14 protein-coding genes, 2 pseudogenes and 1 other annotated feature are annotated in these 20,215 nt (G+C 41.4%); all 16 genes and pseudogenes read left to right on the plus strand.

The window, feature by feature from the left end; all coding sequences use genetic code 11:
- Positions 1 to 22: 22 nt before the first annotated feature.
- Positions 23 to 8,017: pseudogene (locus D8872_RS09280) on the plus strand (beta-N-acetylglucosaminidase domain-containing protein); the annotation flags it as partial.
- A 63-nt stretch (positions 8,018 to 8,080) separates the two neighbouring features.
- Positions 8,081 to 8,821, plus strand: a pseudogene (locus tag D8872_RS11250) (G5 domain-containing protein); the annotation flags it as partial.
- A 378-nt stretch (positions 8,822 to 9,199) separates the two neighbouring features.
- A complete protein-coding gene (locus D8872_RS11255; protein WP_446677434.1) occupies positions 9,200 to 9,421 on the plus strand; it encodes an LPXTG cell wall anchor domain-containing protein in 222 nt (73 codons plus the stop codon).
- A 319-nt stretch (positions 9,422 to 9,740) separates the two neighbouring features.
- Positions 9,741 to 10,700, plus strand: coding sequence for an ROK family glucokinase (locus tag D8872_RS09285; RefSeq protein ID WP_125390729.1), 960 nt, complete (start codon positions 9,741 to 9,743; stop codon positions 10,698 to 10,700).
- A 45-nt stretch (positions 10,701 to 10,745) separates the two neighbouring features.
- Positions 10,746 to 11,153 (plus strand): hypothetical protein, encoded by a 408-nt coding sequence (locus tag D8872_RS09290; RefSeq protein WP_125390730.1) that lies wholly within the window; start codon positions 10,746 to 10,748, stop codon positions 11,151 to 11,153.
- An 83-nt stretch (positions 11,154 to 11,236) separates the two neighbouring features.
- Complete coding sequence (locus D8872_RS09295) at positions 11,237 to 12,076, plus strand: thymidylate synthase (protein WP_125390731.1); 840 nt, start codon at positions 11,237 to 11,239, stop codon at positions 12,074 to 12,076.
- A 134-nt stretch (positions 12,077 to 12,210) separates the two neighbouring features.
- Positions 12,211 to 12,696, plus strand: coding sequence for a hypothetical protein (locus D8872_RS09300; RefSeq protein WP_125390732.1), 486 nt, complete (start codon positions 12,211 to 12,213; stop codon positions 12,694 to 12,696).
- Between the two features lie 153 nt (positions 12,697 to 12,849).
- On the plus strand, positions 12,850 to 13,362 hold the full coding sequence (locus tag D8872_RS09305) for a dihydrofolate reductase (protein WP_125390733.1): 513 nt from the start codon (positions 12,850 to 12,852) through the stop codon (positions 13,360 to 13,362).
- 217 nt (positions 13,363 to 13,579) lie between these two features.
- Positions 13,580 to 14,809: an ATP-dependent Clp protease ATP-binding subunit ClpX gene (clpX, locus tag D8872_RS09315; RefSeq protein WP_015604700.1), complete on the plus strand. Its 1,230-nt coding sequence runs from the start codon at positions 13,580 to 13,582 to the stop codon at positions 14,807 to 14,809.
- A 9-nt stretch (positions 14,810 to 14,818) separates the two neighbouring features.
- Positions 14,819 to 15,406: a ribosome biogenesis GTP-binding protein YihA/YsxC gene (gene yihA, locus D8872_RS09320; RefSeq protein ID WP_125390734.1), complete on the plus strand. Its 588-nt coding sequence runs from the start codon at positions 14,819 to 14,821 to the stop codon at positions 15,404 to 15,406.
- A gap of 298 nt (positions 15,407 to 15,704) precedes the next feature.
- Positions 15,705 to 16,403 carry a glucosaminidase domain-containing protein gene (locus tag D8872_RS09325; RefSeq protein ID WP_125390735.1) on the plus strand — a complete coding sequence of 233 codons (699 nt, stop codon included), beginning with the start codon at positions 15,705 to 15,707 and terminating at the stop codon, positions 16,401 to 16,403.
- A 137-nt stretch (positions 16,404 to 16,540) separates the two neighbouring features.
- The gene (mmuM, locus tag D8872_RS09330) at positions 16,541 to 17,488 is read left to right on the plus strand and encodes a homocysteine S-methyltransferase (RefSeq protein ID WP_125390736.1); all 948 of its coding nucleotides are present in this window, start codon (positions 16,541 to 16,543) and stop codon (positions 17,486 to 17,488) included.
- 113 nt (positions 17,489 to 17,601) lie between these two features.
- Entirely contained in the window at positions 17,602 to 18,399 is a 798-nt protein-coding gene (locus D8872_RS09335; RefSeq protein WP_125390737.1) for a formate/nitrite transporter family protein, read from the plus strand.
- A gap of 127 nt (positions 18,400 to 18,526) precedes the next feature.
- A complete protein-coding gene (locus D8872_RS09340; RefSeq protein ID WP_125390738.1) occupies positions 18,527 to 18,868 on the plus strand; it encodes a hypothetical protein in 342 nt (113 codons plus the stop codon).
- A gap of 59 nt (positions 18,869 to 18,927) precedes the next feature.
- Positions 18,928 to 19,062 (plus strand) — a sequence feature (ribosomal protein L10 leader region).
- A 38-nt stretch (positions 19,063 to 19,100) separates the two neighbouring features.
- Complete coding sequence (rplJ, locus tag D8872_RS09350; RefSeq protein ID WP_001287273.1) at positions 19,101 to 19,601, plus strand: 50S ribosomal protein L10; 501 nt, start codon at positions 19,101 to 19,103, stop codon at positions 19,599 to 19,601.
- Positions 19,602 to 19,675: 74 nt separating this feature from the next.
- Entirely contained in the window at positions 19,676 to 20,044 is a 369-nt protein-coding gene (gene rplL, locus D8872_RS09355) for a 50S ribosomal protein L7/L12 (protein ID WP_001196964.1), read from the plus strand.
- Positions 20,045 to 20,215: the final 171 nt, after the last annotated feature.

Raw genomic sequence — 20,215 nt, forward strand, 5'->3', positions numbered from 1 at the left:
GTACAGATAGGAAGGTTCCTTTATGGAAAAGAAATGTAAGTTTAGTATTCGAAAATATGCTATCGGTGCTTGTTCTGTTATGATAGGTGTCCTGTTATTTGGTATGCCATTGGCATCGGCCGATGTGGTACAACCGTCCAGTTCAGCAACTGTTACTAGCGAGTCATCAGGTGGCAGAGGAAATGATTCTGGTACGGTCGAGCGGGTAGAAGGTCTAACCAGTTTACCAGCTGAATTGGCAGATAAATTAGCAAAAGCCGACTCTGGCGACAATGGAGGAAGCAGTTCTGATAATAGCGGAAATACTTCTGAAGCAACATCAGAGGTAGCTACTCCCAAACCGGATCAGCCATCTGCAAACAAAGAAGCAACTAATCCACAGCTGACTCAACCAACACTGACTACACCTCCAGCACCAACTACACCAGTGAAAGAAGTGGTAAATATTCCTGATGTTAATCATTTATTGAATGCACAGGTGAGAGCGTCCAACCATGAGCAGAATACATCCAATACTGGCGATAAAGCTGTAGATGGAGACGACAATAGTCGTTGGGCAACAGATAGGAATGCAGTAACTCCTCATCTAACCATGACTTTAAATAAGGTGACATCAATCAAGCGAATTGAGATTGATTGGGATCGTAGGCAGAGAGCGGGACAGCCTAATGATCCAAATGTGCAAGGATGGAAACTTTATTATGCTACAGCAGAGGCTATCAATGAAGAGGAAGCGACACGTAAGTGGAAATTGGCCTATGAAAAAGATGGTCAACCAGTTTTAGACGAAAGAGTCAATTTGGATGCTCCGATTGAAGCAAAATATCTCAAGTTGGAAATCACAAAATACACTGAAGGTAGTATGCGCTGGCGCAATGTCGGTGTTCAGGAAATACGAGCTTATTCTAACATTCCAGAACCAGATAAGGTGACAAATCTTAACCAAGTAGAGTCACTGACTTTGGCTCAAGATGGACATTCACTTGTTTTACCTGAATTACCAGGTAAGGTTAGCTTAGTTGGTAGCAATAAAACAGGTGTGATTGATCTGAATAATAAAATCCACCAACCTCTAACGGACCAGACAGTTAAAGTTTCTTTGCAACAAGTGCATGAAGGCCAAACCATTACCAAGGAATTTGAAGTTAGAGTTCCTGGTCGCTATGCAGACGAGGGAGTTGGAGACAAGCCAACAGTGGCTCCAACTGTTCAGCAATGGCATGGTGAGGAAGGACGTTCTTCTATTTTGGAAGACACTGTTCTATCTGTTGGAGATTCAGGATTTGACAAGGCAGCTAATTTTTATGCTAATGACTTGATTTCTCGAGGATTAGAGCTTGCCAAGGGAGACAGTACATCCGCGCATCGTATTGAGTTTGAAAAGGTAACGGACAAGGGCTATGGTGAAGAAGGCTATGGTATTACGATTCGTGATAATGTCTTTACCATTGAAGCGCAGACCAATAAAGGTGCTTTTTATGCTACTCGAACTCTACTTCAAATGGGGCAAGAAAATATCCAAAATGGTGAAATTCGAGACTTTCCAAGTTTCAGCCACCGTGGATTTATGCTAGATACTGGTCGTAAGTTTATTCCTTATGATACTCTTGTGGACATTATGCTAAACATGGCTTACTACAAGATGAATGACTTGCAGTTGCATTTGAATGATAACTATATTTTCCTCAAGGAGCACTTAGCAGGTAAACATCTGACCAAGGAGCAGGAAATTGAATATGTGCTCAATCATGCAGATACAGGTTTCCGTTTACAGACAGATATTGTCAGTGACAATGGTGTGTCTTTGACTTCTAAGCAACACTATACTAAGGATGAAATGCAAAGACTCATCGCTTTGGCTGATGAGTTAGGAATCAACTTAGTACCAGAAATTGATACACCGGGGCATGCTTTATCATTTGTGAAGGTTCGTCCAGACTTGATGTATAAAGGACAGCTGAGTCCGAATAAGCACAATGTAGAGCGTGTTGCGATGCTTGATTTGGACAAGAATTATGATGAAACATTGCGCTTTGTCAAGTCTGTTTATGATAAATTGCTGGATGGTAAGGATGCACCGCTTCGTGGTGTTAAGACGATTCACATCGGAACAGATGAGTACTATGGCAACAATGAAAACTATCGTCGTTATGTCAATGATTTGGTCACCTATATCAAAGGTAAGGGCTATACGCCACGAATTTGGGGTTCACTTAGCCGTAAGAGTGGGCAAACACCAGTTGATTTGAAGGGTGTCGAGGTGGATATCTGGAGTCTAGGTTGGCAACATCCACAAGCGGCTTTGAAGGCTGGTGCTAAAATTATCAATATTACGGATGTTCCGACTTACAGTGTGCCAAATGGTAATAACCAGCAAGGAGCATACGGTGATTACTCTTCTTATGAGTATCAATATAATCGCTGGACGCCAAATGATTTTACGACAGCAGGAAATGGTCCACAATTAGCAGCTTCAAACCCTCATATCTTGGGTGGTGGACATGCTGTTTGGAATGATAATATTGATCTCCACGAAACAGGCATGACTTCTTATGATATTTTCAAGCGCTTCTTTGAAGCAACAAGAGTTACTGCTGAAAAGACTTGGGGATCAAACCGGGCTGCTAACAACTTTGCAGGAAGAACCTTACCACACGCAGACTATGTTTATGCACCCGGTAGCAATCCAGAGTACAAGATTGATGATACTGAGACCTATGAAATCAATCCAAAGACAATCAAGCGTTACGATGCAGAAAACATCACACAAAGCACTAAAGGCCTGGTCTTCAATAAAGAAAGCAAGATTGAAAATGCCATTGGAAACGTCGGTCCAAGTCACGTCTTAAAAGTTGATGTGACGGTTACAGGTGATGGTGTGCAGGAGTTAGCTTCTAGTGAGGGGAACAAGCTCTATTTGTCTGATGAGTCAGGTAAAGTAGCCTATAAGTTTGAGCAACACCATATTCAGTTTGACAAGACATTGGAAAAAGGTAAACGCTATGAGCTAGTCTTTGTCACCAAACCTCAGTCAACTGAGCTCTATGTCAATGGTGAAAAGATCAATCGTATTGCCAATCCAGCTCATCCAAGATTGGCTCACACAAGTCTTGTCCTACCTCTTGAAAAAATCGGAGGTTTTGAAGGTACTTTGCACAATCTCAGCTTATCTGATAAGCCATTTGTCAATCCACGTTTGATTGCACAGGATCAGATTGCCCGTGTGGAAGCAAGTAGTGAGCAGCTACCAGGAAATGCTACAGAAGGAGCTGTTTCTAAAGCCTTTGATGGCAATCCTGCAACCTTCTGGCATTCACATTGGACGAAGAAGGACCCGTCTTATACGGTTACTATGACCTTGAAGCAAGCAACAGCTGTCAATGCTTTGACTTATCTTCCTCGTCCAGGCGGTGGAAATGGTCTTGTGACGAAATATGAAGTCTATGCTAAAAAGGCTGATCAATTGGTTAAGGTAGCTGAAGGTACTTGGGATAATAATGTAGCTGAAAAGATTGCAAACTTTGAAGCTGTCGAAACGGATACAATCCAGTTGAAGATCCTACAGGGAGTAGAAGGATATGCTAGTGCAGCTGAAATCAATCTTTTGAAACCAATAGCTACATCAGATGAGCCAGCCACACCACCAGCACCAAAACCAGATCCAAAACCCGAAACTCCAACTCCAGCTCCGAAAGATGACGGAACTGTTGAATTGGAAGATACTTTTATCGCTAAAAAACCAGCAGATCCAAGTGTAGTAGAAGCAGCTTTGAGAAGCCAAGAATATCTTAAGAAACAGTATAAGATTTTCCCAACTCCTCACAAGGTTACTTATGGTGATGGCTTGGTACGTTTAGATAAGAAAGTTCATTTGGTAATCGGTGAGCAAGTTGATATTTACACTCGTAATCGACTCAAATCTATTTTGCAAAATAGCAATATCTCCTATACTACTGGTAAGACGGCCGAAGTTGGCGCAACCAATATCTATCTGGGAGTTCACCAGACTGGCTCAAAAGCGGAAGAAGCTCAGAGAACAGAGTCTGTCAACCAAGGACTATTTGATAAGATTGATGCTTATTCATTAGTTGTTAAAGGTCAGCAAATTTCCATTGTCGGAAAAGATACAGATGCTGTCTTTTATGGACTAACAACGCTCAAGCATATGCTAAATGATAGCCCTGCTCCAGTTCTGCGTGAGGTCAATGTTGAAGATTATGCTGATATGAAGAATCGTGGCTTTATCGAAGGCTATTATGGTAATCCATGGTCTAATAAAGATCGGGCGGCCTTGATGCGATATGGCGGTGATTTAAAANTGACCCAGTATATTTTTNCACCGAAAGATGATCCATATCACAACAGTAAGTGGAGAGAACTTTATCCAAAAGAAAAACTAGAAGAAATCCGCCAACTTGCTAAAGTAGGGAATGAAACTAAGACTCGCTATGTCTGGACCATTCATCCATTTATGAATAGTCGAATTCGCTTCCAAAATGAGACGGTTTACCAAGAAGACTTGAATGCAATCAAAGCTAAATTTACTCAGTTACTGGACGTCGGCGTTCGTGAGTTTGGTATTCTTGCAGATGATGCGGCTCAGCCTTATGGTGGTTATGAAAGTTACAACCGCTTGATGAAAGATATGACCGATTGGTTGACTGAAAAACAAGCGACTTATCCAGGCTTGAAGAAAGAGATGATTTTTGTTCCAAGTCAGTATTGGGGCAATGGTCGAGAAGACGAACTGCGTTCCCTAAACCGTAATCTTCCGAAAAGTAGCATTATGACTCTGACAGGAGGCAAGATTTGGGGCGAAGTTTCTGAAAACTTCTTGACTCAACTCAAGCAAAATATAGAAGCATCTGGTCAACCATATCGTCCTGTTCAACTTTGGATTAACTGGCCGTGTACGGATAATTCTAAGCAACACCTTATCTTGGGTGGTGGTGAGAAATTCCTACATCCTGGTGTGGATCCAAGCTTAATCGGTGGGGTCATGCTCAATCCAATGCAGCAATCAGAACCATCTAAAATTGCTCTCTTCTCAGCTGCAGAGTACAGCTGGAATATCTGGAAGAATGAGGCGGAAGCCAAAGCTGTTAACGATATAGCTTTCAACTTTGCAGAAACAGGTCGTTTTACAGAGACCAAAGAATCTGCAGCCTTCCGTGAGCTAGGTAAGCACATGATTAACCAACATATGGATAATCGTGTTGTGAAGCTAGAAGAGTCTGTAGAGCTAGCTCCGAAATTGACAAACTTCATGAACAAGCTGAAAGCAGGTCAAGATGTTTTAGCTGAGCGCAAAGAGTTGAAGGCAGAATTTGCTAAGCTAAAAGCTGCTGCTGAGACCTATAAAGCATCAGGAAATGAACAGATGCGTGAGCAGATTAAGTACTGGCTTGACAATACCATTGACCAGATGAATGCCTTAGATGCTCTCTTGACAGCTACTGAATTTATTGGTAGCAAAAATGCTGACGGTCTTTGGAATAATTACTACAAGGGCTTGAAAGATTATGAGCAATCTAAGAAACATTCCTTCTGGTATGTTGACCACTACGAAAATGCTGAGCTAGGTGTACAGCATATCCGTCCATTTATCCTTAACCTTAAAGAATATCTAGCTAAGGAAATCGAAAAAGAACTGAATCCAGATAAAGTTGTAACGACCTTTATTACTAACCGTACAGGTGGTGAAGGAGATTTGGCTCAGGTCTTAGACGGAGACTTGTCGACTCAGATTATCTTTAAAAATCCAACTAGAATTAGCGCTGGCGATTATGTTGGACTTCAGTTCAATAAGCCTGTTTCTATCAAGAAATTGAGCTTTGCTATGGGAGCTGTCAGCAATCCGAAAGACACCTTTAACAAGGCCAAGATTGAATACTTAAATGAAGCAGGTGAGTGGACTGCCCTTCCTCAAGGTAACTATGTCGGAAATGAGTCGGAGATTACCTTAGATAATCTTGAAATTAAGGCTAAGGGCGTTCGGATGGTGGCGACAGAAGACCGAGACAATACTTGGTTTGCAGTCCGTGAAATCGCAGTTAACCGTCCTCTTGAAAATGCCAAGAAGAAAGCTGGAAGCATTACCATCAGTCCAAATCTGGTCTATAAACTCAATACAACGGCTGCCAAGATGACAGACAATAGTGATAGCACAGAAGCAATGTTGGCAAGTTCTTCAACGACAAATGGAGAAAGAGATACAACGCCAGTAGATGCTTGGGTGCAGTTGGATCTTGGTTCTAAACAAACAGTCAAGAAGATTCGTTTGGTACAAGGTGTGACAGATAAGCTAGCAGCTGGTGTCATCGAAGTCTCTACTGACGGACAAAACTGGACAACAGTAGCCAACTTGACAGGTGAGAAAAGCAAAGAAGTTGAAACCAATCAGAATATCCGTTATGTACGCGTTAGAAATACGCAAAAGACGAATTTCTGGTGGCGAATTGGCAACCTATCTGTCGAGTCAGAGACTGGAACAGACCAATACACAGATACTAATGTTGATCAACTCAAGGCTACTCAAGTCCATGAAAAATTGGGTCGCTACGAGATGCATATTCCAGCCGGTACAACTTTAGATGCGGGTCAATATCTTGGAATGAAACTAGATCGCCTCCATGAAATTGGGGATTTGAAACTGGGTGAGAATGCTAATCAAGCACTCCAGCTTCGCTATTCTCCAAATGGAGTGGAGTGGTATAGTGCCTCTGAGTTACAAGACCACCAGCTTGTTCGTTATGTACGTATTGAAAACAAGACAGGTCAGAAACAGGCAATCGGAACGACTTCCTTGCTTTTGATTACTAAGGAAATTCAACCAACATCGATTGAGTCTACCAGCATGGGTATTGATCCTAACTATGGTAGCGGAGATGTTCGTAAAGCGAAAAACCTAGACCAGCTCTTTGATGGTGATTTAAACAATTATGTTGAATTTTCTGATTATCCACAAACCGATGGTCATATGACGCTCAATCTTGGAGCAACCCGTCAAATCAAGAAGATTCGTGCCTACATTAAAGATGGTACACAGAACTATCTTCGTGATGGAAAGATTCAAGTTAGCGCAGATGGCAAGACCTGGAAAGATGTCGTTTCAGTGGGAGACGGTCAGGAAAATCCAGCACGTGATGACTCCTTAACTGATGGCTGGACACATGATTCACAGCGACCTGGAAATCGCTATATTGAGGGAGAATTGCCAGAAGCAACTGCGGCGAAATATCTCCGAGTGCTCTACACAGCTCCTTATCGTCATCGCTTTGTTGGATTTACAGAGTTAGTTATCAATGATGGAGAATACACTAAGTCAATCAATAATCCAACTGTGGAAGGTACTGGTACAGAGACCAAGTCATCTGAAAAGAATAATATAGCAGATGGAAATATTCTCAGCAGTTACAAGGCAACCCAAGACAGCGGTGAGTTGATTTACCATCTATCTGAAAAGACAGAATCAAATCACGTTCGCCTGATTTCAGATATTCCAGCAGGAAGCTCAGCGCACATTTGGGCAAGAACCATTTCCAAAGATGGCCAAACAGCTTGGCAAGACTTGGGTGCGGTTACCACAAGTTTCCAAACCTTCCAGCTTGCTAATAGCGCCCACTTATTAGATGTTAAGTTGAAGTGGGAAGGTGGTCGCCCTGAGTTTTACGAAGTCTCTACCTATCATGCCGAGATAGCTGAGACCCCCAATCCAGATACACCGCCAGTTCACAAGACGACTCCAGACGAAGGAGTTAAGATTCCAGTTGTCGAACAGCCACGCTTGGATGTGGTAACTGAAGCTCTACCGTTTAATACTGTTGAACGTGAAAATGCTCAATTACCTAAGGGCACCCGAAAAGTTGTCCAAGAAGGCAAGGCCGGTGAAAAGACCACGCTGGTTGAAGTAACAATCGAAAATGGCCAAGAAACTGGCCGTGTGACTCGTGACAACTTCGTTTCCAAAGCCCCAGTCGACAAGATTGTGGAAGTTGGTAAACCAGTTGAGCAAATCACTCCAGCTGAAGGCGTTAAGAATCTTGTTGTAGAGCAGCCACGACTTGATATCGTGACAGAAGCTCTACCGTTCAACACCGTTGAGCGCGAAAATCCACAATTGCCTAAGGGCACCCGAAAAGTTGTCCAAGAAGGCAAGGCCGGCGAAAAGACTACGCTTGTGGAAGTGACGATTGAGAATGACCAAGAAACTGGTCGTGTGACTCGTGACAGCTTCGTTTCTAAAGACCCAATCGATCAGATTGTGGAAGTTGGCAAACCAGTTGAGCAAGTAACACCAGATCAAGGTCTTAAGAATCTTGTTGTCGAGCAGCCACGCTTGGATGTAGTGACTGAAGCTCTACCGTTTAATACTATTGAACGTGAAAATGCTCAATTGCCTAAGGGCATCCGAAAAGTTGTCCAAGAAGGCAAGGCCGGCGAGAAGACCACACTTGTGGAAGTGACCATCGAAAATGGTCAGGAAACCGGGCGATTGACTCGCGACAGCTTCGTTTCTAAAGGTCCCGTTGATCAGATTGTGGAAGTTGGCAAGCCAGCTGAGCAAATCACTCCAGCTGAAGGCGTTAAGAATCTGGTTGTCGAGCAGCCACGCTTGGATGTGGTGACTGAAGAGGTTGGCTTTAATACCGTCGAACGTGAAAATGCTCAATTGTCTAAGGGCACCCGAAAAGTTGTCCAAGAAGGCAAGGTTGGTGAGAAGACCACGCTTGTGGAAGTCGCGATTGAAAATGGTCAGGAAACTGGTCGAGTGACTCGCGATAGCTTCGTTTCTAAAGATCCCGTTGATCAGATTGTGGAAGTTGGAAGCAAGGAAGAAAAACCAAACAAACCAACTACACCAGAGAAGCCTGTAGAGCCATCTAAGCCAGAAAATAACTTACGTATCTTGACGGATGAAGCTACCAAGGTTCAAGTGATTGGCATGAAGTCTACGCTTGATCAAGTTGTGGCCTTGAAGGTTAAGAAAGTAGCAGCTCAAAGCCTAGAAGGTAAGCTTTATGATGCTTATGACATTAGACTAGAAGACCAATTTGGCCAATCTGTACAACCTAAGGGCAAGGTCTTTATCAGCCTTCCAGTTGCATCTAACAAAGATGTTGAAAATGTCTTCTTTATGACAGCGGCTGATCAGCTTGATGCGGTATCCTTCCAGCAAAAAGGTCATTATATCGAGTACATGACAGATCAGCTAGGTGTTTATGCGGCTGTTTACAAGTCAACTGCAACCCCGCAGGTGCAGGAGCAAGTGCACGGAGCTAAAGTAGATGGTTTTACTAAAGGTCAAGCCACTAAGTCAGCAACCTTACCAAGTACAGGCACAGCAACAGATTCAGCCTTCCTTCTCGGCCTTCTGTTAGCATTGACAGGATTATTCCTGATGAAGAAGAAGGAAGAATAAAAGGGATCTTTGTCAACTGTAGTGGTTTGATGATAAGTCAATTTATGGAGAGGATCTTTTGGTCTTCTCCTTTTTGATGTTCGGAATCTAAAATGCAGAGTCTGAAGCCTCTGAAATTGTGAAAAAGAAATCTTTGCTCTTCTTGATCTTATTATTTCTTTCTTGTCGTTCAAAAGATATTTTTTCTACATGAAAGAATATTCATAATCTCTAATTTAAGTGTAGTAATCAGCGATTTACAAAAAATATCATGCAAACCTTTTCACCGTTAAAAAAATCTGCTATAATAAGAGGGAGAACGAATACAGAGGAGAATATCATGTCAAAAAAAATTATTGGGATTGACCTTGGTGGTACATCTATCAAATTTGCAATTTTAACGCAAGAGGGTGAAATCCAAGAAAAATGGTCTATTAAAACCAATATTTTGGATGAAGGAAGCCATATTGTAGACGATATGATTGAGTCTATCCAGCATCGCTTGGAGCTCTTAAATCTATCAGCTGAGAACTTTATCGGAATTGGAATGGGTTCACCAGGTGTGGTTGACCGTGAAAAAGGAACTGTTATTGGTGCCTACAACCTGAACTGGAAAAACCTTCAACCAATTAAAGAAAAAATCGAAAAAGCCTTGGGTATCCCATTCTTCATCGATAATGATGCCAACGTAGCTGCGCTTGGTGAGCGTTGGATGGGTGCTGGTGAAAACCAACCAGACGTTGTCTTTATGACGCTTGGTACAGGTGTTGGTGGCGGTATCGTTGCGGAAGGTAAATTGCTCCACGGTGTGGCTGGTGCGGCAGGTGAGCTGGGGCATATCACTGTTGATTTCGATCAACCAATCGCATGTACTTGTGGTAAGAAAGGCTGCCTTGAAACAGTAGCTTCTGCAACAGGGATTGTCAACTTGACTCGTCGTTACGCTGATGAATATGAAGGCGACGCAACTTTGAAACGCTTGATTGATAACGGAGAAGAAGTAACTGCTAAAACTGTATTTGATTTGGCAAAAGAAGGCGACGACCTTGCCTTGATCGTTTACCGTAACTTCTCACGTTACTTGGGAATCGCTTGTGCCAATATCGGCTCTATCCTAAACCCTTCAACCATTGTTATCGGTGGCGGAGTGTCAGCAGCGGGAGAATTCCTTCTACAAGGTGTTCAAAAAGTTTATGATGAAAATACCTTCCCACAAGTGCGTACATCAACTAAATTAGCTCTTGCAACTCTCGGAAACGATGCCGGAGTTATTGGAGCAGCTTCGCTGGTACTTCAATAGTTCTAACTACTTCCTCTCTTAGCATAGCTATAAGGAGGGCTAAAAATGAAGAGAAAAGTTGCATATTTTCTAATATTATTTCCCATTTTTCTTTTGATCCTATCCGCTTGCAAATCAAAGACAGAGGGTTTTCTGACCATATTGGATAGTCAGAATCAGCAAGTTTATCAGACAAGAAATACCAAGACCTTGGATGAATTTGCAGATATTCTAGATCTTGTAGAGTCTGAGGAAGATAATGAAGATGCCTGGGTTGATTTACCTGATGATGCAGAGGTTAATTATATCTATGATATTAGTGGCAGAAAGGGAGAAAGTGGTGTCAAATTCACGACCTACAAAAACTACCCTTATGTCACCATCTCAAATATTCCTGCTGTGTCAGATATCACCTTGAGATTATCAGAAAGAGATGTCAATAAGCTCAATCATCCAGATGAATGGGTCAAATAAACTTTTCTCCTGCTAAACTTGGCAGGAGAATTTTTTTAAAAAATTTGCTATACTAAAGAAAGTTTAAGGATTCAGGAGACATCATGACTAAAGCAGATACGATTTTTAAAGAGAATATAAAAAAGATTATGGAGCAAGGTGTTTTTTCTGAAAATGCCCGTCCACGTTACAAGGATGGAAATGTGGCCAACTCTAAATATATCACTGGTTCTTTCGCAGAATACGATTTGAGCAAGGGAGAGTTCCCAATCACGACTCTGCGCCCTATTGCCATCAAGTCTGCCATTAAGGAAGTGCTCTGGATCTATCAAGACCAGTCTAATAGTCTGGAACTGCTCAACGACAAGTATAATGTTCACTACTGGAATGACTGGGAAGTTGGCGATACGGGTACGATTGGCCAGCGCTACGGAGCTGTTGTCAAGAAGCATGACATTATCCATAAAATTCTCCAACAGCTGGAAGCCAATCCTTGGAACCGCCGCAATATCATCTCTCTCTGGGATTATGAAGCATTTGAAGAAACGGACGGTTTACTACCATGCGCTTTTCAGACCATGTTTGACGTTCGGCGTGTAGATGGAGACATTTATCTGGATGCGACTCTGACCCAGCGCTCAAATGATATGCTAGTGGCTCACCATATCAACGCTATGCAATATGTGGCTCTGCAGATGATGATTGCCAAGCATTTCGGTTGGAAAGTCGGCAAGTTCTTTTACTTCATCAATAACTTGCACATCTATGACAATCAGTTTGAGCAGGCAGAGGAGTTGTTGCGTCGGGAACCTAGCAACTGCCAACCTCGACTCGTTTTAAATGTGCCAGATGGGACCAATTTCTTTGATATCAAAGCAGAGGACTTTGAGCTATTAGACTACAATCCGGTCAAACCTCAACTCAAGTTTGATTTGGCAATTTGATAATATTTTTCCTACTGAATGACCGTCAGTAGGTTTTTTTATTTTCAAGAGCAAATGATTGAAATATATTTTATAAGTGCTATAATGACAATAGATATATGTGTTTCGCTAGTGCCTATCTCGGAGGTATTGATATGGAAGCAAATTTTTTAACACATAGAAGCAGGAGAAAGCTCTTTAGTTTAGGCATTTGTTCATTTTTGCTTGGCTTATCGGTTTCTGTGACACTGATGGCTGTTGTGGGTGCGGATGAAGTCCAGCAGGCAGAGTCCCAACCTGAGCAAATTGCGGATTCTTCAGTGGAAGAAGATGACTTTCTGCAACTTGTAGACCAAGGTTCGGATGGGGCAAATCAGGGAAAGAAATCCTATACGATTGATTTGCTTTGTCATGGAAAAGGCCCTAAAAACAAAGGGACCGAGCAAAGCAATGCTGATGCTTCAACTGAAGGTAAGTCAGTCAAAAGAGAGGGATGTGATATTGATCCCCTAGCGGATAAAAAAGAGGCCGCCGCTGCTGAGTCTAAGAAGACAGACTCAACGCTCTTGAATGTCTCCCTGTTTGGCCTTGTAGCTGCTGTTGTAGGATTTGTCTTTATCAAAAAGATGAAGAAAGAGTAATTTGCCTAGCAAACGAATAGTCGATAATCTTTTGGGTTATCGATTTTTTATCTGGATCAGCTGGCAAAAATAAATAGATAGAAGTGATAGTCCAAACAAGTCTTTTTTAATAAATTTTGATAGAATAGAAATATCAATGCGAAGGATGGAGAAATGACGAAAAAGATTGCGGCTATTTGGGCACAGGATCAAAATGGTTTGATTGGAAAAGACCAAAGCTTGCCATGGCATTTACCAGCAGAGTTGAAGCATTTCAAAGAAATCACGACTGGACATGCAATTTTAATGGGGCGGGTGACTTTTGATGGCATGCATCGGCGCGTGCTGCCAAATAGACAGACTCTGATATTGACACGTGATAGGGATTATCAGATTGAAGATGAGCGTGTTTTGGTGTTCCATGATCTCCCAGCGGTGTTGAAATGGTACCAAGAGCAAGAGAAGAATCTTTATATTATCGGTGGCGGTCAAATCTTTTCTTTATTCGAGCATGAATTGGATGAGGTGATTAAGACAGAAATCCATGCTAGCTTAGAAGGTGATACTTATTTCCCAGCAGACTTTGATTTGACACAGTTTGATGAAGTAAGCAGTCGTTTTCGACCCAAAGATGAAAAAAATGAGTATGATTTCACCGTAAAAATCCTCAAAAGAAAGGGTTCATAGGAATGGAAAGAAGTGTTTTTGGTTTTTTTACGGCCTTTTTATGTGCAATTTGTCTGATTTGTTCTTTTCAGACTTTTCGTAAAAAACGTTTTGGATTGGCTATTTTATTTTTGTTAAATGCTTTTACAAATCTTGTTAATTCCATCCATGCTTTTTATATGACCCTCTTTTAAAATGTAAATAAAATTGAATTAGAAATTTAGAATGGGAGTAAAAAATGCCTACAAATCGTAATAATGAGATGATGGTATATTGTTCTTTCTGTGGAAAGAATCAGGACGAAGTTCAAAAAATTATTGCGGGCAACAATGCCTTTATCTGTAATGAATGTGTCGAGTTGGCGCAGGAAATTATCCGAGAAGAATTAGCTGAGGAAGTTCTAGCTGATCTTTCTGAAGTACCAAAACCGCAAGAATTGCTCAATATTTTGAACCACTATGTGATTGGTCAAGATCGGGCTAAGCGTGCTTTGGCAGTTGCTGTTTACAATCACTATAAGCGAATTAATTTTCATGACAGTCGTGAAGAGGATGATGTGGAACTACAAAAATCAAACATCCTCATGATTGGTCCAACTGGATCTGGGAAAACATTCCTGGCGCAAACCTTGGCGCGTAGCCTCAATGTTCCTTTTGCTATCGCGGATGCGACAGCCTTGACTGAGGCTGGCTATGTTGGTGAAGATGTAGAAAATATCTTGCTCAAGCTTTTACAGGCAGCTGACTTCAATATTGAACGGGCAGAACGTGGCATCATTTATGTGGATGAAATCGATAAGATTGCTAAGAAGAGCGAAAATGTTTCTATCACCCGTGATGTTTCAGGTGAAGGTGTTCAGCAAGCTTTACTGAAGATTATTGAAGGAACGGTAGCCAGCGTGCCTCCTCAAGGTGGTCGTAAGCATCCACAGCAAGAAATGATTCAGGTTGATACCAAGAACATTCTCTTTATCGTTGGTGGTGCTTTTGACGGTATCGAAGAAATTGTTAAACAACGTCTTGGTGAGAAGATTATCGGTTTCGGTCAAAATAATAAGGCCATTGACGAAGGTGCGTCTTATATGCAGGCCATTGTCGCTGATGATATTCAGAAATTTGGGATTATTCCTGAGTTGATTGGTCGTTTGCCAGTTTTTGCAGCCCTAGAGCAGCTGACTGTTGATGATTTGGTTCGCATTTTGAATGAACCGAGAAATGCGCTAGTGAAGCAATACCAAACCTTGCTTTCTTATGATGATGTTGAGCTTGAATTTGACGAGGAAGCCCTGCAAGCCATTGCGAGAAAAGCCATCGAACGCAAGACAGGTGCGCGTGGACTTCGTTCAATTATTGAAGAAACCATGATGGATGTTATGTTTGAAGTGCCGAGTCAGGAAAATGTCAAACTGGTTCGTATCACGAAGGAAGCAGTGGACGGCACAGACAAGCCAATCTTGGAAACTGCCTAGGGGAAGCTTATGGAAATCAATACACATAATGCTGAGATTTTACTGAGTGCAGCCAATAAGTCGCATTACCCTCAGGATGATATCCCAGAAATCGCCTTGGCTGGTCGCTCCAATGTTGGTAAATCTAGTTTTATCAATACTCTTCTTAATCGCAAAAATCTAGCACGGACTTCAGGTAAGCCTGGTAAAACGCAACTGTTGAACTTTTTTAACATTGATGATAAGCTCCGTTTTGTGGACGTTCCTGGCTATGGTTATGCCAAGGTTTCGAAAGCGGAGCGCGCTAAATGGGGCAAAATGATTGAGGAATACTTGACCAGTCGGGACAATCTGCGAGCGGTCGTGAGTCTAGTAGACTTACGCCATGATCCTAGTGCGGATGATGTGCAGATGTATGAATTTCTCAAATACTATGAAATTCCAGTTATTGTTGTGGCTACCAAGGCTGATAAAATTCCACGCGGTAAGTGGAATAAGCATGAAAGTGCCATTAAGAAAAAGCTGGACTTTGACAAAACTGATGATTTTATCATCTTTTCTTCAGTTGATAAAACTGGTCTTGATCAAGCTTGGGATGCGATTTTGGACAAGATCTAGATGTTAGATTATATCGGAATGATAGTTGAACTTTCAGGGTTTAAGATCATAGCCTGATTCCGTATGGGTTGGAGTCAGGTTATTTTCATTTTCATTTTCAGTTCAGCCTGTATATCTTTATGATAAGGCTCATTATGCAAATCGAACGAGGAAGTTTTGAATGGAACAATCGTGGCTTGTGAAACTTATATTTGAGGAAGATATAAAAAATGTCATATACTTGTAATTTATTGCTAATGTTATTTTGTTTTTAGTATGTTACAATAGTAGAATAAATATTGTATTTAGGAGAAAGACTGTGAAGAAGAGAATTTCAAAAGAAAGAAAAAAACTTTTGACAGGTTTGGCAGTAATGGCTTCAACCGTTGTCTTTGGTCTTGCTTTGTCAAAGCAAATCAAGCCAGCAAGTGCAAATGATGCTGTTCAGCAACCATTGAACCAAACAGAATATTTCATTTCACAAATCAGTGAGCCAGCTCGCCAGTTGGCTCAGGATAATGATCTATATGCTTCTGTGATGATTGCACAAGCTATTTTAGAGAGTGGTTCTGGCCAGTCTGGTCTATCAGGCTATCCTCACTATAATTTGTTCGGGATTAAAGGAGCTTATGCTGGTCAGTCAGCGACGATGGAGACCTTGGAAGAAGATGGTCAGGGCAATACTTACGCGATCAATGATCAATTCCGCTCTTACTCAAGTTACGCTGAGTCACTTCAGGATTATGTCTACGTCTTGAGACAAAGTCATTTTGCAGGAGCTTGGAAGAGCAATGCCCCGACTTATCAAGACGCGACAGCTGCCTTGACTGGTGTGTATGCGACGGATAGTCATTACTATGCAAAATTGAACTATCTGATTGAAGCATACAATCTGACCCAGTTTGATTCGCCTAGCTATCAGACAGGAGCGTCTAATATGGTTTACAATCCTTACCGTGGACAATACACGACTCAAGATGTTCTGGAAACAGACCAAGCATGGGCATCACATAACTAGATAAGAAAAAAGAGATTGTAATAATCTCTTTTTTGCGTTTTACTAATGAAGTAGACGATCATTTCAAATAAGCAGACTTATTTATCTTTAGCAAAACTGACTAAGTTGTTATTTTAGAAAAAGCTTGAGGAGCAAGAATGGGAGCATTTAAAGACTTACTTGAAAAGCAAGACATAATAATTCTAGATGGTGCTTTGGGGACAGAGCTGGAGAGGCAGGGTTATGATGTTTCTGGTCGGCTTTGGTCAGCCAAGTACTTGCTTGAGAATCCTCAGATTATCCAAGACCTGCATGAGGATTATGTTCGGGCGGGCAGTGATATTATCATCACTTCCAGTTATCAGGCTAGCATTCCAGCTTTTGTCGAAGAAGGATTTAGTTTAGATAAGGCTCATGAAATCTTCAAAGAGACGGTCTTTTTGGCACAGACAGCTGTCAAAAATGTCTGGCGGGGATTATCGCTAGAGGAGCAGAAGCAGCGCTTTTATCCTCTGATAGCTGGATCTGTTGGACCATATGCTGCTTACCTGGCTGATGGATCGGAATATACAGGATCTTATCACTTGAGTGAGGAGGAATTTAAAGACTTTCATCGTCCGCGCATTCAAGCCTTGCTGGACGCGGGCTGTGATTTATTGGCACTTGAAACGATTCCTAACGGAGCAGAAACGGAGGCGCTTGTTCACTTATTAGCAGAAGAATTTCCGCAGGCGGAGGCCTATTTATCTTTTACAGCTCAGACGGTATCAGCGATTTCGGACGGAACCTTAATAGAAAAAGTTGGGCGCTTGGCTCAATCAAGTCCGCAAATTATGGCTGTTGGTTTTAACTGCACAGCTCCGCATCTGCTTGTTCCCTTATTAGAAAAATTAAAACAGGTGTGCGATAAGCCCTTGCTGGCCTATCCAAACTCTGGCGAAATTTATAATGGCTTGACCAAGACTTGGCAGGACAATCCAGAGCAGAATCTCTGTTTGCTCGACTATAGTCAGCTTTGGGAAAAACAGGGTGTTCAGCTTATTGGCGGTTGCTGCAGAACACGGCCAGAAGATATTGCTCAGTTAGCAAAAGGATTTAAGAGTTGAAAATAGATTTTCAATCCTTTTTTAGAAAATTTAAAAAGGTTCTCGAAAANGCTATCAAAAGAAAGAACTTTGTGATATGCTATACATAGTTTAAATTAATAGGAGAATTTTTTATGCCTGAATCGACATTTATCCCTAAAATTGAAGCAGCTTGCCGCAAGAAAGAAGCTTTGTTTGATACAAGCAAGGCCAAGTACGCTGTTCGTTCCATCTTTGCTGGAGCTTTCCTAACCTTTAGTACTGGTGCGGGAGCTATTGCGGCAGACCTGACAAATAAGATTGTCCCAGGAACGGGTCGCTTTCTCTTTCCGTTTATCTTCGCTTGGGGATTGGCCTATATCGTCTTTCTGAATGCTGAGCTGGTGACTTCCAATATGATGTTTCTGACAGCGGGAACTTTCCTAAAGAAGATTGACTGGAAAAAAGCGTTGATTATTTTGTTTTATTGTACTTTCTTTAACTTGATTGGGGCTCTAATTGCTGGTTGGCTTTTTGCTAATTCTGCGGCTTATGCGGGACTTAGCAAGGAAAGTTTCATTGCTGGTGTTGTGCAGATGAAGCTTGCCCGTTCCAATGAACTTATTTTACTTGAGGGAATACTAGCTAATGTCTTCGTTAATATTGCGATTCTTTCCTTCGTCTTGGTGAAAGATAGCACAGCTAAGCTTTTCTTGGTTATTTCAGCCATTTATATGTTTGTATTCTTAACAAACGAACATTTGGCAGCTAACTTTGCTTCTTTTGCTATCGTCAAATTTAGCTCGGCTGCATCACAGGTGGCAAATTTTGGTATTGGAAATATCCTGCGCCACTGGGCTGTGACCTTCGTAGGAAACTTGATTGGTGGTGGTCTTCTAATCGGTCTGCCATATGCTTGGTTCAATAAAAAAGAAGAACATTATGTAGATTAAAAAGTAGCCCTAGGGCTACTTTTTTTAAAGAAGTGACGCTCTGATTTCCGTCTAGATCTGCTTAAATTGACAAACATATAAAATTTTGTTAAACTTTATTAATATTTTTATATTTAAGGAGATCTTGATGAATAAACTTACTATTCAAGCACCAGATGGCAGCAATGTTAAAACTTTGTCACCTATGTACTCTATTACAACCTTGCTATTTAACTTTTTCGTTCCTCTCTTTCGTAAAGACTGGAAATACTTTGGGATCATGCTTGGCTCACTGTTTGTATTTGCTGTGATTGCAACGCTTCTTATCCCAGATGATTTCTTAAGACCTGCAGGAACTGCCTACAATTTGTTTTGGGCCTTTTTCTATAATCGTCTTTGGATAAAAGACCGAGTTTTCACAGATGGCTGGGTGCCTGCTGACGATGCTAGTAAAGCCTTGCTTGACAAGACTTTTCCTAAAAATGCATAAAAAATTAAAAAGATTGCACAAAAAGCTTGCAATCTTTTTTTTCTTTTGCTATAATTATCCATGGTTTGAAAAAACTGCCTAAGACAGTAGGGGAGCTCGACTCATAAAGATCCTACCGAGGACAAAACGTATCATGTAAAAGAAGCGTATTGTACTTTCGTGTCTAGGTTTGGGCGCGTTTTTCTTTTAGGAAAATTCCCCAAGCAAAATAATTACGGAGGTGAAACACTAAATGAGTGAAGCAATTATTGCTAAAAAAGCGGAATTAGTTGACGTAGTAGCTGAGAAAATGAAAGCTGCTGCATCAATCGTTGTTGTGGACGCTCGTGGTTTGACAGTTGAGCAAGATACAGTTCTTCGTCGTGAGCTTCGTGGAAGCGAAGTTGAGTACAAAGTCATTAAAAACTCAATCTTACGCCGTGCAGCTGAAAAAGCTGGTCTTGAAGATCTTGCATCAGTATTTGTTGGACCATCTGCAGTAGCATTTTCTAATGAAGATGTTATCGCACCAGCGAAAATCTTGAACGATTTTGCTAAGAATGCAGAAGCACTTGAAATCAAAGGTGGTGCTATTGAAGGCGCTGTCGCATCAAAAGAAGAGATTCTTGCACTTGCAACTCTTCCAAACCGCGAAGGACTTCTTTCTATGCTCCTTTCTGTACTTCAAGCGCCAGTTCGCAACGTTGCACTTGCTGTCAAAGCAGTTGCAGACAACAAAGAAGACGCAGCTTAATCTTAAGCTACGCGGCGTAGCCTAGCTACAAAAAAATTATTATAAAAATAAAAACTTATTTGGAGGAAATAACAATGGCATTGAACATTGAAAACATTATTGCTGAAATTAAAGAAGCTTCAATCCTTGAATTGAACGACCTTGTAAAAGCTATCGAAGAAGAATTTGGTGTAACTGCAGCTGCTCCTGTAGCTGTTGCTGCAGCTGGTGCTGCTGACGCTGGTGCTGCTAAAGATTCATTTGACGTTGAATTGACAGCTGCTGGTGACAAAAAAGTTGGCGTTATCAAAGTTGTACGTGAAATCACAGGTCTTGGACTTAAAGAAGCTAAAGAACTTGTTGATGGTGCACCAGGTGTCATCAAAGAAGGCGTTCCAACTGCAGAAGCTGAAGAAATCAAAGCTAAATTGGAAGAAGCTGGAGCTTCAGTTACTCTTAAATAAGAGGCATATACCAATTAGAATTCGGAATACTATAGTATCAGCCTTTTAGAATCGTGAACACATTTTAGAAACTGATAAATTAATTTAGTTTCCTGCCAAAAACCCTACCAAAAATTAATTTGGCAGGGTTTTTCTTTTTAATAAAAATATTTTGGAGAACAGTTGAATATT

The organism is Streptococcus cristatus, from assembly GCF_003943815.1.
Lineage (GTDB): Bacteria > Bacillota > Bacilli > Lactobacillales > Streptococcaceae > Streptococcus > Streptococcus cristatus_F.

Excerpts from the sequence above, each read along its gene's own strand:
- D8872_RS09290 (WP_125390730.1), top strand. The coding sequence starts at position 10,746 with ATGAAGAGAAAAGTTGCATATTTTCTAATATTATTTCCCATTTTTCTT.
- D8872_RS11255 (WP_446677434.1), top strand. The coding sequence starts at position 9,200 with ATGACAGATCAGCTAGGTGTTTATGCGGCTGTTTACAAGTCAACTGCA.
- D8872_RS09295 (WP_125390731.1), top strand. The coding sequence starts at position 11,237 with ATGACTAAAGCAGATACGATTTTTAAAGAGAATATAAAAAAGATTATG.
- D8872_RS09335 (WP_125390737.1), top strand. The coding sequence starts at position 17,602 with ATGCCTGAATCGACATTTATCCCTAAAATTGAAGCAGCTTGCCGCAAG.
- clpX (WP_015604700.1), top strand. The coding sequence starts at position 13,580 with ATGCCTACAAATCGTAATAATGAGATGATGGTATATTGTTCTTTCTGT.
- mmuM (WP_125390736.1), top strand. The coding sequence starts at position 16,541 with ATGGGAGCATTTAAAGACTTACTTGAAAAGCAAGACATAATAATTCTA.
- yihA (WP_125390734.1), top strand. The coding sequence starts at position 14,819 with ATGGAAATCAATACACATAATGCTGAGATTTTACTGAGTGCAGCCAAT.
- D8872_RS09300 (WP_125390732.1), top strand. The coding sequence starts at position 12,211 with ATGGAAGCAAATTTTTTAACACATAGAAGCAGGAGAAAGCTCTTTAGT.
- D8872_RS09285 (WP_125390729.1), top strand. The coding sequence starts at position 9,741 with ATGTCAAAAAAAATTATTGGGATTGACCTTGGTGGTACATCTATCAAA.
- D8872_RS09305 (WP_125390733.1), top strand. The coding sequence starts at position 12,850 with ATGACGAAAAAGATTGCGGCTATTTGGGCACAGGATCAAAATGGTTTG.
- D8872_RS09340 (WP_125390738.1), top strand. The coding sequence starts at position 18,527 with ATGAATAAACTTACTATTCAAGCACCAGATGGCAGCAATGTTAAAACT.
- rplJ (WP_001287273.1), top strand. The coding sequence starts at position 19,101 with ATGAGTGAAGCAATTATTGCTAAAAAAGCGGAATTAGTTGACGTAGTA.
- rplL (WP_001196964.1), top strand. The coding sequence starts at position 19,676 with ATGGCATTGAACATTGAAAACATTATTGCTGAAATTAAAGAAGCTTCA.